The organism is Parasynechococcus marenigrum WH 8102 (assembly GCF_000195975.1).
GTDB lineage: Bacteria > Cyanobacteriota > Cyanobacteriia > PCC-6307 > Cyanobiaceae > Parasynechococcus > Parasynechococcus marisnigri.
In genome coordinates this window covers 825,722-838,712 of record NC_005070.1, presented here as the reverse complement: position 1 = coordinate 838,712, position 12,991 = coordinate 825,722, and the positions used below count along the sequence as shown (strand labels likewise).

Here is a 12,991-nt window from a genome sequence, read left to right as displayed (position 1 = left end):
GGACAAAACCGAGCCGGTCAGTACATCCGTCTTAATCGATCCTTAAGGACATTGAATGATCGGCTAGACAAACCAAATGAAAAAGCGGCCACGAAAGACGGCTCCGCTGACATGGCCCGTTTGCTGAAGGGTGGAACCGCCGGTGAGTTGCACCAGAGGTTGGATGCTCAGCGCGATCACCAGACTCACCACCACACCGACGAAGGCCTTCCAGAGATCGCTGCCGATGATCTTGGCCAGGTTGCCGCTCTCGCGGTTAGTGAAGACGGTCTCAAATTCCTGCTCCTTGATCCGCAGGGCGATTTCCCGACCACCGATCAGGCCCAGGAACACCCAGGTGGTGCTCAGCGGGAAGGTGGAGAGGAACGCCTTGTAGAGCAGACAAAGACCGAAGAAGAAGTCGATCACCGTGGCCGAGCGCAGGTCGGACGTGTTCGTTTTGGACCGCAGCACCCCTTGAATCGGACCACCGCCGGTGGCCACCAGCACGCAGAGACCCACGCACAGCACCGCCGTGCAGATCGCCATCGGGAAGAAGTCCAGCTTGCGGGGCAGGAACACAAAGATGTTCGCCAGGTCCTGCACCAGCCACATGCTCCAAAGGAAGCCGGTGGAGAACCACTGCAAGACATACCAGACCTTGTTGAAGTCCTTGCCCTCCTGCGTGCGGCGGAACACCCAACGTTCCAACAGCCACATGCCCAGGCCATAGGCCGCCAAGCCCACGCAGAAGGCCAGGACATACCCCGTCAGCGAACTGTTGAGCAGCTTGCCGATGTTGGCCGGCTTGAAGGAGGAGAGCACCAGAAACGATGTACTCACCGGAGCGCCCCATTGGGTGAGGGCCAACACCGCAATGGGCGGAAGGATGTAGACCCAGTTGAATGGCTCGGGCAGAGGAAACTCCTTGCCGGGAACACTCAGGCGGCCCCAGGCGGGGTCACCGTCCTTGAGGAACCAACCCATCATCAGAACGATGATGGTGACGGTGCAGATAAACAGCATCTGCACCGCTTTCGGGGTGCGCTTTTTATTCGACGAGATATACGTACCCAACGTCTGCAGTGAGTCGTTGGCCACAACGGAATAGGCCGCCAGCAAAAAGCCGACGATCATCCAGATGTTCACATCCATGAAGGCGTTCATGGGACAAACGACTCGTTTCTAAAGATCCCAACGACTTTGGTCAGTGCTGCAGAAGACTTGTCTTTGACAGCGATTGGATTCAGTTGATCACACGCAGCCTGCGCAATCGTCCCCGTCTCACCCAAGCTGCCAGTGCATCAATCTCCGCGCGGCTTGGCATGCAGATGCACCCCGTCCCTGGATAGCAACGGTGAATGCCCAGAGCGCTGCGGGTGGTATCAAAGCGCGGCTGCAGATCGAACCAGAGATCATCTCCCCAGGGTTCCGGCTGTCCCAGGCTGTACTCCCCCGCCGGGAGAGGAGCTGCATTACCAGGACTCCAGAGTCGATCTGCGGTCTGCCGTTCAGCAATGCCGCTGGCAGCCTGCCAGCTGGCCAACAGTCGCTCACCGCGGTGCAGCTCCACTTTCCAGAGCCGGTTGCCATCTTGGAAGCGATCGTTGGTGCGACGCGTGCTTAGCCGCAGGCCGCCGCCCTCGAGCAGTTCCGCCGTCGGCCCATGCTGGCCTGGCAACGGCTGCGCCACGACCGACGCACTGCAGCCGAGGAGCAGCAAACCAGCAAGCACTGCCTTGCGCAGCATCGCTACCCCATGAACATCGCCCCCACTCTGGCGCTGGCACGATGACCTGCAGCGTCTTAGTGAGCCTATGGAGGTTCTTGACCTGTTTCCACGCTCCATTCTGCGAGGCACGCTTCCAGCCCCCTTGCTGAACCAGCTGATCGATCTGGGTGAATCCGTTTTGGCCAATCCTTCAGCCAGTCCCGACGCCTCCGCCAAGCTGGCTGGTCAGCTGCGTCAGCAACGGGAGTTAAGGCCTGACCAACCGGCGGTGCAGCAACTCAGTGCGGAGGTTCTGCTTCCCGCCTGTGACCGCTGGATCCGCCACGTGATGGATCGGCAGCCACCCCAGGGGCGTGGTCCCTGGGTGCCGGGTCGTTACCGGCTGCAGATGATCGATCTGTGGATCAACTGCCAGACCGCCGGCGACTACAACCCAACCCATACCCACGGCGGCAGCTTCTCTGGGGTGATCTTTCTCAAGGTGCCGCCCCAGATCAACGGCAACAGCTTTGACGGCCAGCTCTGCTTTCACGGCCCAGAGGACTGGCATCTGCAGTCCTTCCGCACCGGGATGGCCCATTACGTCCTGCCGGTGCCTGGTGAGTACTACGTGTTCCCGGCCTGGCAGCCCCATTCGGTGATGCCCTTCCGTGGCGATGGCGAACGCTGGTCGCTCGCCTTCAATGCCGTGGCGGCCCCCGCTGCAGCACCGCAGCCCTCCTCCCCCCCCGGCAACGTGTCTCTCTCGAGTCAACGGCCGGTGGCCCGGGGGTTCTGAGCCCAGCTGGCAGAGTTTCCCTGTTGCCCACGCCCCAGGCCTCCATGGATCACACCGACCCGCTGGATCAGGCCGGCGCCATCGCAACCGCCATCGAGCAACTGGCCGATCAGCTTCGTCCCGAGGTGATCCGAGCTGCCCGTAAGGACGAAAGCGGGCGCCGCGATCTCGATCGGATCGAATACGCCCTCGGCACTATCGGCAAGGCGCTGATCCTGACGGACTACGGCATTGATGAAGAGAAGGACATCGACAAATTGAAGGCCTTCCGTGAATCCCAGAAGGGAATGGGCTGAGCTCAACAGGGGGACCAGCGCAGCACCTGGTGGCTGAGGCTGCCATCGTTGTGAATCTCCAGAAGACGTCCCCCCGGGTCTTCCGCCCGACCCAGCGGGCAGGGCTGCACGCACTGAAAACTGCGCAGGGTGGACGGACAGCCAAGCAGGGGGACATCCGGACGCTGCGGCCAGGTTCCGTGCCAGTGCTGATGGATGTGACCGAAAACCACAGCTCGCAACGCAGCGTGGGGCTGAAGAATGGCTGCTAGCTGGTGGTGATCGCTGAGATTCATCGTGTCCATCACGGGGTGACCGATGGCCACCGGCGGGTGATGCAGGGCCACCACCAGAGGAAGATCCCGGCGCAAAGGATCAGCGAGTCGCTCCTGCAACCACTGCAGCTGGTGTGGCCCGAGCCAACCGGCGGAACAACCGCTGCGGTGGCTGTTGAGCAGAACCAGCCGCGTGCCTTGAACAATCAACTCGGCGGGAGCCGTGCAGAAACGACGACCCAGCACGGCCTTCAGCAGCAGCGGGTCATCGTGGTTGCCGGGCAATAGGCCGACTGGAACGTTGACATGACGATCTAGAAGGCGACCCAGGCGGACGTAGCCGCCCCAGCTCTCGTCCTGGCAGAGATCACCGCTGATCAGCACCAAATCGGGATGGCTGCGCTGCCCCTCCAGCAGGGCCCGATCGAGCAGAGTCATGGCCGGGCGTTCACGCACCAGGGCCGCATCGGCTGCCACCAGATGGGGGTCACTCAGCTGCAGGATCCGCATGGCTCTCGGGAATGGACTGCCAACCACTCACCCAGCGGTGGGGATCCTCCAAATCACTCCAGAGCACCCGCTCACGAAAGCCCGGTGCCAGCACCGCCGCCAGCTCCACCCAACGCTGATCGCCACGACCACCCTGCAGAACCAGCTGAAAGTGGCGATACCCCCCGACAGGGTGCTGACTGGTCCAGGCCCGGGCAGGATTCCAGCCCATCAGCCGGCGAGGAACACCTGGCTGACGGTGCTCTCCAGAACGTGACCGGAGGAGACGATCAACTCGGTGTTGTCTTCAATGAACTGCTCCATCACACCGGGTAGGGCTTGCATGACGGCACACACCTTGCTGGGGTCGTCTTTGCTGACACCGCGATAGAGCGAAGTGATGCCGGCTGCTCTTTGGAAGGGCGCTGATTGGTCGTAGAACCTGGCCCACTCGACGAAAGGCTTGGTGATGCTGAAAGTGAGCACGTGAGTCTCCATCGTTCTAAAAAACCACCGCCCGGAACGTATCACCGTTGTGGGTAAAGCACCCATCCCAAGAACGATGAGCTAAAGCCTCTCATTAATGACTACTATTGAGAAAGCTGATTCTGATCGGTGTCGCTGCCCTCCCCGTCTGCTCCCGCCGATGGATCTCTGCAGCAGGGCCTCCACCAGGACGGTCGTCGTCTGACACCCCAGCGGAAACGGGTTCTCGAGTTGTTCGAACATCGCGGCTCAGGCTGCCATTTGAGCGCCGAGGAGGTGCATCAACAACTGGCCTCCCTGCAGCTGAAGGTCTCGCTGGCGACCGTGTACCGAACCCTCCGCCTGCTGGCGGATATGGGATTTCTGCAGGAGTTGGAGCTCAGTGAAGGCGGCCGTCGCTTTGAGCTTGCCCATGGGGATCACCGCGATCACCACCACTTGGTGTGCATCCGCTGCGGCCGCACCGAAGAATTTGAAAGTGAGCCTGTGCTGATGGCCGGCGCCGATGCCGCACAGCAGTTCGGCTTCAAATTGATCGAGTCCAGTCTCAATGTGCGGGCCCTGTGCCCCAATTGTCAGGACTGAGGCGTTCCCCTACTTGGGGTGTTCATTGCAGGGCATCCAGTAGCGATCACCCATGCGATGCATCCCCTCACAACCCAGAACCTTCGCCTGGGCTTCCGCCTCCTCACGGCTGGGGTAGGCGAGGTAGCGGGGGTTGGTGGTTGAGCGGATCTGAATCAATCCCATGCTCATTGGCCCGGCCGTGATCACGCCCATCGTGTTCACCCCGACGGCCACCAGCCCCATCCCAACGATGGCGGCGTTGAAGACTCCCATCGCCACCACGCCGATGGAGACAACTCCCATCGGCACCACACCGATACAAATCACCCCCATCGGCACGATGCCGATCGAAATGGTGCCCAGCGGGGCGACCCCGATGGCAATCCGCTTCGGTTTGCTGCCGCAATGTCCCCCTTCCGTTGCCATGGCTCAGTGTCCGTGCTGCTCGGATTGACCATGCTTCTCACAGACCATCCACATCTCACCCATGGGATGGGCCCCTTGGCAGCCAAAGCCAGGAGCCGCTGCCTCCGCTTCAGCGCGCGTCTTGAACATCGCCTGCTTCGGTTGCCCGCCGTGATCATGAGCTGACACAACCCCTCCCCAGAGCCCCAGGCCCAGCAAAGCGAGCAACATTCCTGCAGGCGACACCACGCGTTCAGCAACAGCCCCACATCATGACCCCATGGTGAACAGTCGCTCCGATGGATGGCACGACGTGGTTGTGCTGATGCCCGATCAGTTCAATGACGCCCTGGAAGCCGTGCTGGCTGTGCGGGAACAACGCACTGTGGTGCTCAATTTGAGTCGTCTCACTCCAGATCTTGCCCAGCGCGCCGCTGATCTGGTCTCAGGAGGGGTGCATGCCCTGGATGGCCAGCAGCAACGCATCAGTGAAACGGTGCTGCTGCTGGCCCCCGCCGGCGTCGCCATCAACCGCATCGCTGGCACGGACCGGGCTCAACCCTGAAGTGCCCCACCGCAGCTCGATCCCGCCCCCGCCGTGCAGCCGAAACAATGCTGCGCCGTTCGGATCGGATCACCCTCGATCACCATCGAGTCATCCAGCAGATCGCGCAGATGACGAACGCCGCCCTGGGCTGACAGGGCCAGTTGCTGGTTGAAATCGCAGTCATAAAGATGACCTTGCCAATCGACACTGAGCAGTTGGCGACACATCACGGCCGCGAGATTGGCGGGGTTGTGGGCCTCCTCCAGCAGGCGCTGATAGGCGGTCAGCCGACCTTGCAGCTCCAACTGGCGGGAGAAGCGCTGAATCGGCATGTTGGCCAGGGTCAGCAGCCGGTCGAAGCGGATGCCCATGGATCCGAGCTCGCGTTTGTAATCGGCCTCCAGCAGCCCCTGAGCTGGGGGAAGAGACGGACCATGCGGATTGAACACCAGATCAAGGGATCGTTCCGGGTCCCCACTGCCGTAGCCGAGGTCATTCAACATCCGAAGACCCTCAAGGCTGCGTTCAAACACTCCATCGCCCCGCTGTTGGTCGACATTGGCGGCGCTGTAACAGGGCAGGGAGGCGATCACCCCGACCCGATGGTCGGCCAGAAATTGGGCCAAGGTGTCATGTCCCGGCTCCGAAAGAATCGTGAGATTGCAGCGATCGATCACAGCAACCCCCTGATCCCGGGCGCGACGCACCAGGGAACGGAAGTCAGGGTGAAGTTCGGGAGCCCCGCCGGTGAGGTCCAAACAACGGATCGCTCGTCGCCCCAGCACGGAAGGAATCAGCGCCACCAGCTCCGCGCTCATCATTTCGGTCCTGGTGGGACCGGCATTGACGTGGCAGTGGCTGCAGCTCTGATTGCAGCGATAGCCGAGATTCACCTGAAGGGTGGTGAGAGCCCGGCGCTGCAGCGGGGGGAAGGGCAGTGAACGGGTGATCAGCACCAACTCCTCAACACAGCTTCACTGTTCGTACTAGCTCATTAAACCGTGGATCTGACAAGTGGTCCGGCAGATCAAGCTGACGACTCGAGCTCAAGCCATCCGTATCAATCAAGACAAACATCCGATTGATTTGAACGTGAATTGGCCGATTAAGACAAGCGACGTTCTGATTGCTATCAGTGTTGCAATCACTCATTGGAACAGAATGATTGAGAGCAAAACGATGTTGCTCAGTCTCCTCACTCGGTTCACACTGAAGCGATGCAATCCTGCTCTGTGCGTTCCCTGCCGCTGCTGGCTCTCTGCCTGGCCTCAGGCTTGCTCGGCATGGGCATCGCATGGTGGATGCATCCTGAGCATCGTGCAGAGCGCTCACGGCCGGAGCCGATCAGCAGGCTGGTTCCTGACGTCGAACCGCCTCCACCGCCTCCAGCCAGGGATCGCCTGACGCGATTTCTGCCTGATCAGACGCTGAATGTGCTCCGATCCGATGGCACGAGCATCAACATCGGCTACACCAGCGTTGTTGTGGATCCCCGCTGGACCACGGTCGAGTTCTTCGGTGGCTGGAACCGGGGATTGGACGCCAATGACGATGAGGAGGCTCTGCTGTTCACCTCAGGCCCCACCTTTGCCCGCGGAAGCGGTAACGGTGACTTGGCCATGCGCTTGCACGGTGATCTGATGCTGGCCAACGGTCTCTGGCCTGCGGACAATCGTGCCGCTGCGGCCGAACGGGCCTGGGTGGGCATCAGCCGTGCTGGCGAGCTGGAGCACGGCTACGGCTCGCTCACAGCTGAGCTTGAGGAGCGTTTGCGGGTGTTCATCGGCGGCCTGCACGCCTTCACCAACACCACCCAGGAAGCGCCACCGTCCTATGCAGGCGTTTATGGGGAGATGCGACTCGCCGATGTGCGCATCGTCTACGGCATCCGGCCGGATGGCCAGCTTGAACTGGTGGAAACCGCCGATGGGGTGCTGTTCAGCGATCTCAAAAGCTTCGTCAGGTACAAAGGATTCCTGGCCTCCTTTCTGCCAGATCATGCCTCCAAGTCGCGTCTGATCGTTCCCGGAAAACGGCCTTGGAGTCATGAACACGCGGTCTGGGTGAGCGGTGGCAGACCCTCGATCAGCCAGATGCCGTTCCTGCTGAAGATCAGGCCGTCTCGGGAATGGCATGACCGCCAGCCCGTCGACGCTGCGCCAAGGTCTGAAACCAGCTGATGTAGTCCGCCGGCCCCCCGGGCATCAGCACATCCAGCTCCAGCGGATCCTCCGGATCACTGATGCCCAGCAAACGACCATCGGCGAGGCTCGGACGATCCACCTCGCCATGGCTGCTGTCCACCAGAATCACGCGATTGGGTTGATTGCTGCAGGCCCCCAGATCCTTCAGCAGGGTGAGAAAGCCGCGATCGCTGCCGCCCCGGAGCCAGCTGTGCCCGTCGGCGGCCTGCGTGGACGTCACCGTGTCGCCCACCCCCACAAGACGCGGCATCCACTCCATCGGCAACCGTTCCTCGGCCAACTGCAGCAGGGCTTGATGATCCCGAGGAGCTGTGCGCACGTTGAATTCCTCCCCCAGGGGGAAGACCCCATGGCGGCGGGAGATGTGTTGATTGATCAGCACCAGCAGGCCTGCCTCCTTGAGCGACCCCGTCAACATGAACTGGATGTCGGTTGTGCCGACGTCTCCAGCAGCAGCGGGCTTGGCCCGTTCGCGGCCGTCGGCATCGCGCCCCAGGTTGGGTGCGACATGCAGAAAGAATGATCCCTCCAGTCCCGCGGCACTGGCCTCCTGCAGCAACTGGTCCATCAGTTCGGCCAGCATCTGCTGAAGACGTCTCTGACGGGACACATCCCCTGGCACCAGCGCGAAAATACCGTTGAGATTGATGGTGGGTGACACCTGGGTGTCGAGCACGGCCTGCTGCGCCAGCACCTTCAACTGCTCCGATGACACCCCCAGCAGTTTCGACGGCAGGCGCTCCAGCAGCAACTGCTCCATCCGCAGGGGCGCCGCGGCCAGAAACGCCATTTCCGCCTCACTCACCCCAGGGTGACTGAGATGACCGAAACGATCCTGAAACTGAACGCCGCCGGCGGCCAGACCCGGCAGGTAGAGGCCCGCCTGGTCCGGTTTGATCTGATCCCCCAACGCCGCTTCCACCAGACGGTTCACCCCACGCCGTCCCTCGTGCTCGCCGTTGGTGAGCACCACAAAGCTCCCTCGCAGGTCCGCCGCGGCATTCACGTAGCCAGGATCCATGCGGCGGGTGAGGGGATCCTTCACCAGCTGCATGCAGACGCCGTCGAGGTCCTGAACGATCAGAAGGTCATCGACCGGCGTGAGTTCCTCAAGAAGCTGATCCGGTGCAAGGCGCGGCATGACGGACGCGGCGACGAACAAACCTGGCGATCATGGCCCCATTGTTCGGCCGGCCGATGCATCCCACCTGGACAGAACAGTGGTGGCCGATCAGCTACCTGCAGGATCTCGATCCGCAGCGCCCCAATCGCTTCACGCTGCTGGAGCGCGATCTGGTCATCTGGTGGGACCAATCAGGTGAATCCTGGCGCGTTTTTCCCGACGTTTGCCCCCATCGGCTTGTCCCCCTGAGTGAGGGGCGCATCAACGATGCAGGCCAACTCGAATGTCCCTACCACGGCTGGAGTTTCGACGGTGATGGCCAGTGCCGGCAGATCCCCCAGGCCCTGGAGAACACCCAACCGGACAGCCGACGATCCCGTTGCGCCAGCCTGCCGACCGCCAGCGCTCAGGGACTGCTGTTTGTGTGGATGGGCTCCCCGGACAGCGCAGATCCCGAGCAGCTGCCGCTGGTGCCGGCACTGGAGGAGAACCCCGACAGCTGGACGGTGCAGGACACGTTCCGCGACCTGCCCATGGACGCCGTCACCCTGCTGGAAAACGTGCTGGATGTGAGCCACGTGCCGTTCACGCACCACAAAACCGTGGGCAAGCGGGAGAACGCAGCCCCGGTGGAAGCCACAATCACGGCAGAAGACGCCAGTGGCTTCAAGGCCTATTGGGAGGAGGGGCCACGGCGGGGCAAGCTCGGCGCCCAGTCCACCACGTTCCTGGCACCGCAGCTGATGTGGCATGACCTCACCGCCAAGGGTTTCGGTCGCATCCTCACCGTGGTTTACGCGGTGCCGATCCGTCGCGGCGAATGCCGCCTGTTTGCACGCTTCCCGTTCCAGTTCCAGTCAGCCTTGCCACGGCTGCTGATCGGCCTGCGACCCCGCTGGCTGCAGCACATCGGCAACCACAAGGTGCTGGAAGACGATCAGGTTTTCCTTCACTGGCAGGAACGCACCCTGGAAGCGGCCGGGGGCAGCGCTGCGGCTGAGCGGGCCTTTTTCCTGCCCACGGCTGCAGACGTCTACGTGGCAGCGTTGCATCGCTGGCTTAACCACAACGGTGGTGAGCCATTTGCCGGCCAGCCTCTACCGAACCGTCAGCCGACAACGGCGTTGATGGATCGCTATGTCTCCCACACCATCCATTGCCGCAGCTGCTCAACCGCACTGATCTGGATCCGTCGGGCTCAACCGGTCTGCTGGGGGTTGTTGTGGTTGGGAGCCATCCTCATCGGCATTAATGGGGGCTGGGGGCTCATCAGCATCGGTCTGATCGTCAGTGCCGGCGGAGCCCTGGGGTTGAGGCAGACCAAGCGCTGGGAACGTGGCCTGTTGGCCGGCGATGGCCAGGCCCCGCGCAACCAACCGAAGTCATTGAGAAGGGTGCCTCTGTCTGACGGTCGTTGAGGTCCTCACTTGAGGGGCCGAATCGTTGGCTTCACCTTGGCGCCCACATTTCCATCCACATGAACCTTGCCATCGATGGTGACCTTGTCCTGAACAGACACATCGCCCTGAACGGTCACTGGCGTATCGATCGAGGACACCTGAGCTTTGGCCTGCACATCACCCTTCACCAGCACGGTTCCCTGAAGCGCCTTCACCGTCAGCGGACCTCTGATCGTCAGCGGCTGCTTGTTGGCGACGGACACCGAGTCTTTCACCACAACGGGTAGCGGAGTTGAGCTGCTGATGTTCACAGTCGGCGGCAGCACCAGCTTGTCCACCTGCAGACCGCCTTCGATCGCGATCGGAATCGGTTGGCTCAGCAGTCGCACCGCAGTTTGAGCAAGAACCAGAACAGCCCCGCCGAGGATCAGGCTTGACCCCACCCGGGCGATCGGCCAGCGATAAGCGAGCAGAAACTCCTGACGGGACGACAGCATCACAACGGAACCTTTTCCGCATTACACCGCGTTTGCTCAAGCCATGCCCATCACCTTTCGGTAGGCCGGTCGCTGCTGCGTGCTGGTGATCAGGCTTTGAATCGCCGGATAAGGGGAAAGATCCTCCTGGGGGAAGAAGATCGGTAGATAAGCGAGATACGCCGTGACGGCACAGTCGGCTGCACCCCACTGATCCCCCACCAGGGGCCGACCAGTTGTGAGCTGGCGGTTCAATTCCTCCATCAACCTCGGGAACTCCCGCTCACGGTTGCTGGGAACAAACAGAGCAATGGCCAGAGTCGCGTTGGCAAACAACAGCCACTGCGCGATCAGCGAGCGTTGCGAAGCTGATGTGATCTCGCCGGCATGGTGCTCCGCTAGGTGCAGCAAGATGGCTCCAGACTCAAACAGTTTCGGCGGTTGACCGTCCAGTCCCTGATGGGACGTGTCAACCAGAGCCGGCAACTTTCCGAACGGATTGATCGTCAGGTAATCAGGTTGTCGGTGCTGGTTTCCCCGCAGATCCAGCTCCTTGAGCTCGTAGGGAATCCCTTTTTCCTCGAGGTACCAACGCGGCATCGAGGCACGCGTTTTTGGACCGCCATACAAAGTGAGGCTCATGGCCCAGCAGCTGCTTGGACACAGTCTCCTCAACAGCGGACTTCATAGGCTGAGTCCATGCGCAACTCCTTTTTCGATCACAGCCTGGATGCGGCCTCGATCCGCGTGAGGGTCCGTGAAGTCATGGCCGGCAAGGTGGGCTTCTTCAGCGTTGGGCTCTATCCCGCGTCGTTGGCCTACAACTGCGCCATGCAGAACGAGGCCGGGAGGCTGCTGCTGGCCGCGCGTCCGGGGCGGGACCTGCTGGGGGCCTTCTCCCCGGAGGTCGTTGACAGCATGGACAGCGCCCATGTCGAGCGAGTGCTCGACATGGGCACCCACCGCGTCTCCGGTGAGCGGATCCCCAACACCCTGCACGACCTGATTCTCCGCTGTGAGGTGGTCGTGCTGAGCGCGAACAGCAACCACGTTGAAGAGGATCTGCTGGAGGCCTGTCGCCTGCGGGAGGAACTGGGGCGCGAACAGGTGGTTCTGGCGTGCCTAGCCGGGTCGTTCAACCATGACCCGATCAGCAACACCGCCTACGTGCTCTGCGAGAAGCAGCCGAACCTGGCGTTCTTCTCTGGATTCCACCGCCACGGAGCCCTGCGCAATCCCTTCGACAGCTTCACGGCCAACTTCTGTCACCCAAATGCCCTCATCGCGATGCTGGGGGCTCAGCTGCTGGACCATCTCTCACCCAACATCCAGGTGGCGGCCGGAGTCCACAACGTGGAAGGTCAATACATCAAGGCCGCCAAGAACATGTCATCAGTGTTCGCCGGCTTCGGCTACGCCTATCACCAGGAGAACCCAGGCGTTCTGCCGACGCTGCTGACGCTGTTGCTGGATCAATGCCTTGATCAGGCCGCCACCGTGTCGATGGCTCGCCCTGACCGGCAGAAGCTGTATCACCGCCAACCCATCCCTCTCACCGAACTCGGCTACGCGGTGCCACGGATCGAGGCCACGTTGGTGCGGGATGGCGACTTTGAAAAGGTGAGGGATCACACCTTCACCCAGCTCACAGCCATGGTGGCGGATGTGAGGGGCAGCATGATGCAGCCCAGTTCGGGCAAGCCCACCCGCAACTTTCAAGCTGGCCAGGTGATGGCATCCCTGATCCGCCGGGAAGAGCGCTGTCCCTTGTCCATGGAGGAGCTGGAGCAGAGCTGTGAGGACGCCGGGCTGCCCAAAGGCGGTCTGGAGGGACTGAAGGCTCTGCGCTACTGGCCTCAGATCGCACGCAAGTACGCCATCCCCCTCCACGACGCCTCGATGGTGAACCTGTTGTACATGGCCCTATATGGACGGCCTGCGGTGAAGGAAACGGCCTATCGGGTGATGACAGACAGCCGTGAACTGTCCAGTTACTGCCAGGAATCGGTGCGTCCGAGCCACAGCCGGCGCTACGCCGATGCCCTGCAGAACCTCGACGTACCCGAGGCGCTGGATCTGGTGGTGAACGCAGTGATTGCCGATAACGCCCGGAAAGCCATGCGAGGCGAGATGAGCCTCGACGACAGCGCGAGCAGTTCAGGACCGGCCTACCTGCAGTTGATGGATGCCATAGAGAGCCAACTGGACGGTTAGTCGCCTGGTTTTCTGCACACCTAAGCCTGGCGCCATCGGGG

The 12,991-nt window shown here is 61.8% G+C and carries 18 protein-coding genes; 7 read left to right on the top strand and 11 right to left on the bottom strand.

The annotated features are described in order from the left end of the window. Positions 1-63: 63 nt before the first annotated feature. Complete coding sequence (locus TX72_RS04305) at positions 64-1,146, bottom strand: hypothetical protein (RefSeq protein WP_011127737.1); 1,083 nt, start codon at positions 1,144-1,146, stop codon at positions 64-66. A 79-nt stretch (positions 1,147-1,225) separates the two neighbouring features. Further along, on the bottom strand, positions 1,226-1,729 hold the full coding sequence (locus TX72_RS04300) for a hypothetical protein (protein ID WP_011127736.1): 504 nt from the start codon (positions 1,727-1,729) through the stop codon (positions 1,226-1,228). 67 nt (positions 1,730-1,796) lie between these two features. Here TX72_RS04300 and TX72_RS04295 point away from each other — a divergent pair, with 67 nt between their 5' ends. Further along, positions 1,797-2,489 (top strand): putative 2OG-Fe(II) oxygenase, encoded by a 693-nt coding sequence (locus TX72_RS04295; RefSeq protein WP_011127735.1) that lies wholly within the window; start codon positions 1,797-1,799, stop codon positions 2,487-2,489. A 44-nt stretch (positions 2,490-2,533) separates the two neighbouring features. After that, the gene (locus tag TX72_RS04290) at positions 2,534-2,785 is read left to right on the top strand and encodes a hypothetical protein (protein WP_011127734.1); all 252 of its coding nucleotides are present in this window, start codon (positions 2,534-2,536) and stop codon (positions 2,783-2,785) included. A gap of 2 nt (positions 2,786-2,787) precedes the next feature. On the opposite strand, the gene TX72_RS04285 is transcribed toward TX72_RS04290, so the two are convergent. From TX72_RS04285 to TX72_RS04275, 3 genes are read right to left on the bottom strand one after another with little or no spacing between them, the layout of a single operon-like run. Further along, the gene (locus TX72_RS04285) at positions 2,788-3,549 is read right to left on the bottom strand and encodes a metallophosphoesterase (RefSeq protein WP_011127733.1); all 762 of its coding nucleotides are present in this window, start codon (positions 3,547-3,549) and stop codon (positions 2,788-2,790) included. Next, on the bottom strand, positions 3,527-3,760 hold the full coding sequence (locus TX72_RS04280; RefSeq protein ID WP_011127732.1) for a TIGR02450 family Trp-rich protein: 234 nt from the start codon (positions 3,758-3,760) through the stop codon (positions 3,527-3,529). Before TX72_RS04280 ends, TX72_RS04285 begins: the two co-directional genes overlap by 23 nt. Then, a complete protein-coding gene (locus TX72_RS04275) occupies positions 3,760-4,026 on the bottom strand; it encodes a DUF3764 family protein (protein ID WP_042503217.1) in 267 nt (88 codons plus the stop codon). The genes TX72_RS04280 and TX72_RS04275 overlap by 1 nt, the downstream gene beginning before the upstream one ends. A 123-nt stretch (positions 4,027-4,149) precedes the next feature. Between TX72_RS04275 and TX72_RS04270 the strand changes: the two genes are divergently transcribed. Continuing rightward, the gene (locus TX72_RS04270; RefSeq protein ID WP_042504231.1) at positions 4,150-4,599 is read left to right on the top strand and encodes a Fur family transcriptional regulator; all 450 of its coding nucleotides are present in this window, start codon (positions 4,150-4,152) and stop codon (positions 4,597-4,599) included. 9 nt (positions 4,600-4,608) lie between these two features. Here the strand turns inward: TX72_RS04270 and TX72_RS04265 are convergent, their stop codons facing one another. Together TX72_RS04265 and TX72_RS04260 are read right to left on the bottom strand one after the other, a co-directional pair. Beyond that, the gene (locus TX72_RS04265) at positions 4,609-5,007 is read right to left on the bottom strand and encodes a DUF3721 domain-containing protein (RefSeq protein WP_011127729.1); all 399 of its coding nucleotides are present in this window, start codon (positions 5,005-5,007) and stop codon (positions 4,609-4,611) included. A 3-nt stretch (positions 5,008-5,010) separates the two neighbouring features. After that, positions 5,011-5,217 carry a DUF3721 domain-containing protein gene (locus TX72_RS04260; protein ID WP_042503213.1) on the bottom strand — a complete coding sequence of 69 codons (207 nt, stop codon included), beginning with the start codon at positions 5,215-5,217 and terminating at the stop codon, positions 5,011-5,013. Between the two features lie 49 nt (positions 5,218-5,266). Between TX72_RS04260 and TX72_RS04255 the strand changes: the two genes are divergently transcribed. Beyond that, positions 5,267-5,551: a cell division protein SepF gene (locus TX72_RS04255; protein ID WP_011127728.1), complete on the top strand. Its 285-nt coding sequence runs from the start codon at positions 5,267-5,269 to the stop codon at positions 5,549-5,551. Here TX72_RS04255 and arsS read toward each other — a convergent pair. Further along, a complete protein-coding gene (gene arsS, locus TX72_RS04250) occupies positions 5,542-6,489 on the bottom strand; it encodes an arsenosugar biosynthesis radical SAM (seleno)protein ArsS (protein ID WP_011127727.1) in 948 nt (315 codons plus the stop codon). The genes TX72_RS04255 and arsS overlap by 10 nt on opposite strands. A 261-nt stretch (positions 6,490-6,750) precedes the next feature. Here arsS and TX72_RS04245 point away from each other — a divergent pair, with 261 nt between their 5' ends. Continuing rightward, positions 6,751-7,713 carry a hypothetical protein gene (locus TX72_RS04245; protein ID WP_011127726.1) on the top strand — a complete coding sequence of 321 codons (963 nt, stop codon included), beginning with the start codon at positions 6,751-6,753 and terminating at the stop codon, positions 7,711-7,713. Here the strand turns inward: TX72_RS04245 and stpA are convergent. After that, complete coding sequence (gene stpA / locus TX72_RS04240) at positions 7,646-8,878, bottom strand: glucosylglycerol 3-phosphatase (protein ID WP_011127725.1); 1,233 nt, start codon at positions 8,876-8,878, stop codon at positions 7,646-7,648. The genes TX72_RS04245 and stpA overlap by 68 nt on opposite strands. A gap of 56 nt (positions 8,879-8,934) precedes the next feature. Here stpA and TX72_RS04235 point away from each other — a divergent pair, with 56 nt between their 5' ends. Further along, positions 8,935-10,278 carry an aromatic ring-hydroxylating dioxygenase subunit alpha gene (locus TX72_RS04235; RefSeq protein ID WP_042504228.1) on the top strand — a complete coding sequence of 448 codons (1,344 nt, stop codon included), beginning with the start codon at positions 8,935-8,937 and terminating at the stop codon, positions 10,276-10,278. A gap of 5 nt (positions 10,279-10,283) precedes the next feature. On the opposite strand, the gene TX72_RS04230 is transcribed toward TX72_RS04235, so the two are convergent. Beyond that, entirely contained in the window at positions 10,284-10,757 is a 474-nt protein-coding gene (locus TX72_RS04230; RefSeq protein ID WP_011127723.1) for a hypothetical protein, read from the bottom strand. A gap of 36 nt (positions 10,758-10,793) precedes the next feature. After that, positions 10,794-11,378: a glutathione S-transferase family protein gene (locus TX72_RS04225; protein ID WP_011127722.1), complete on the bottom strand. Its 585-nt coding sequence runs from the start codon at positions 11,376-11,378 to the stop codon at positions 10,794-10,796. Positions 11,379-11,435: 57 nt separating this feature from the next. On the opposite strand from TX72_RS04225, the gene TX72_RS04220 reads away from it, so the two are divergent. After that, the gene (locus TX72_RS04220) at positions 11,436-12,950 is read left to right on the top strand and encodes a DUF8648 domain-containing protein (RefSeq protein WP_011127721.1); all 1,515 of its coding nucleotides are present in this window, start codon (positions 11,436-11,438) and stop codon (positions 12,948-12,950) included. Positions 12,951-12,991 lie beyond the last annotated feature (41 nt).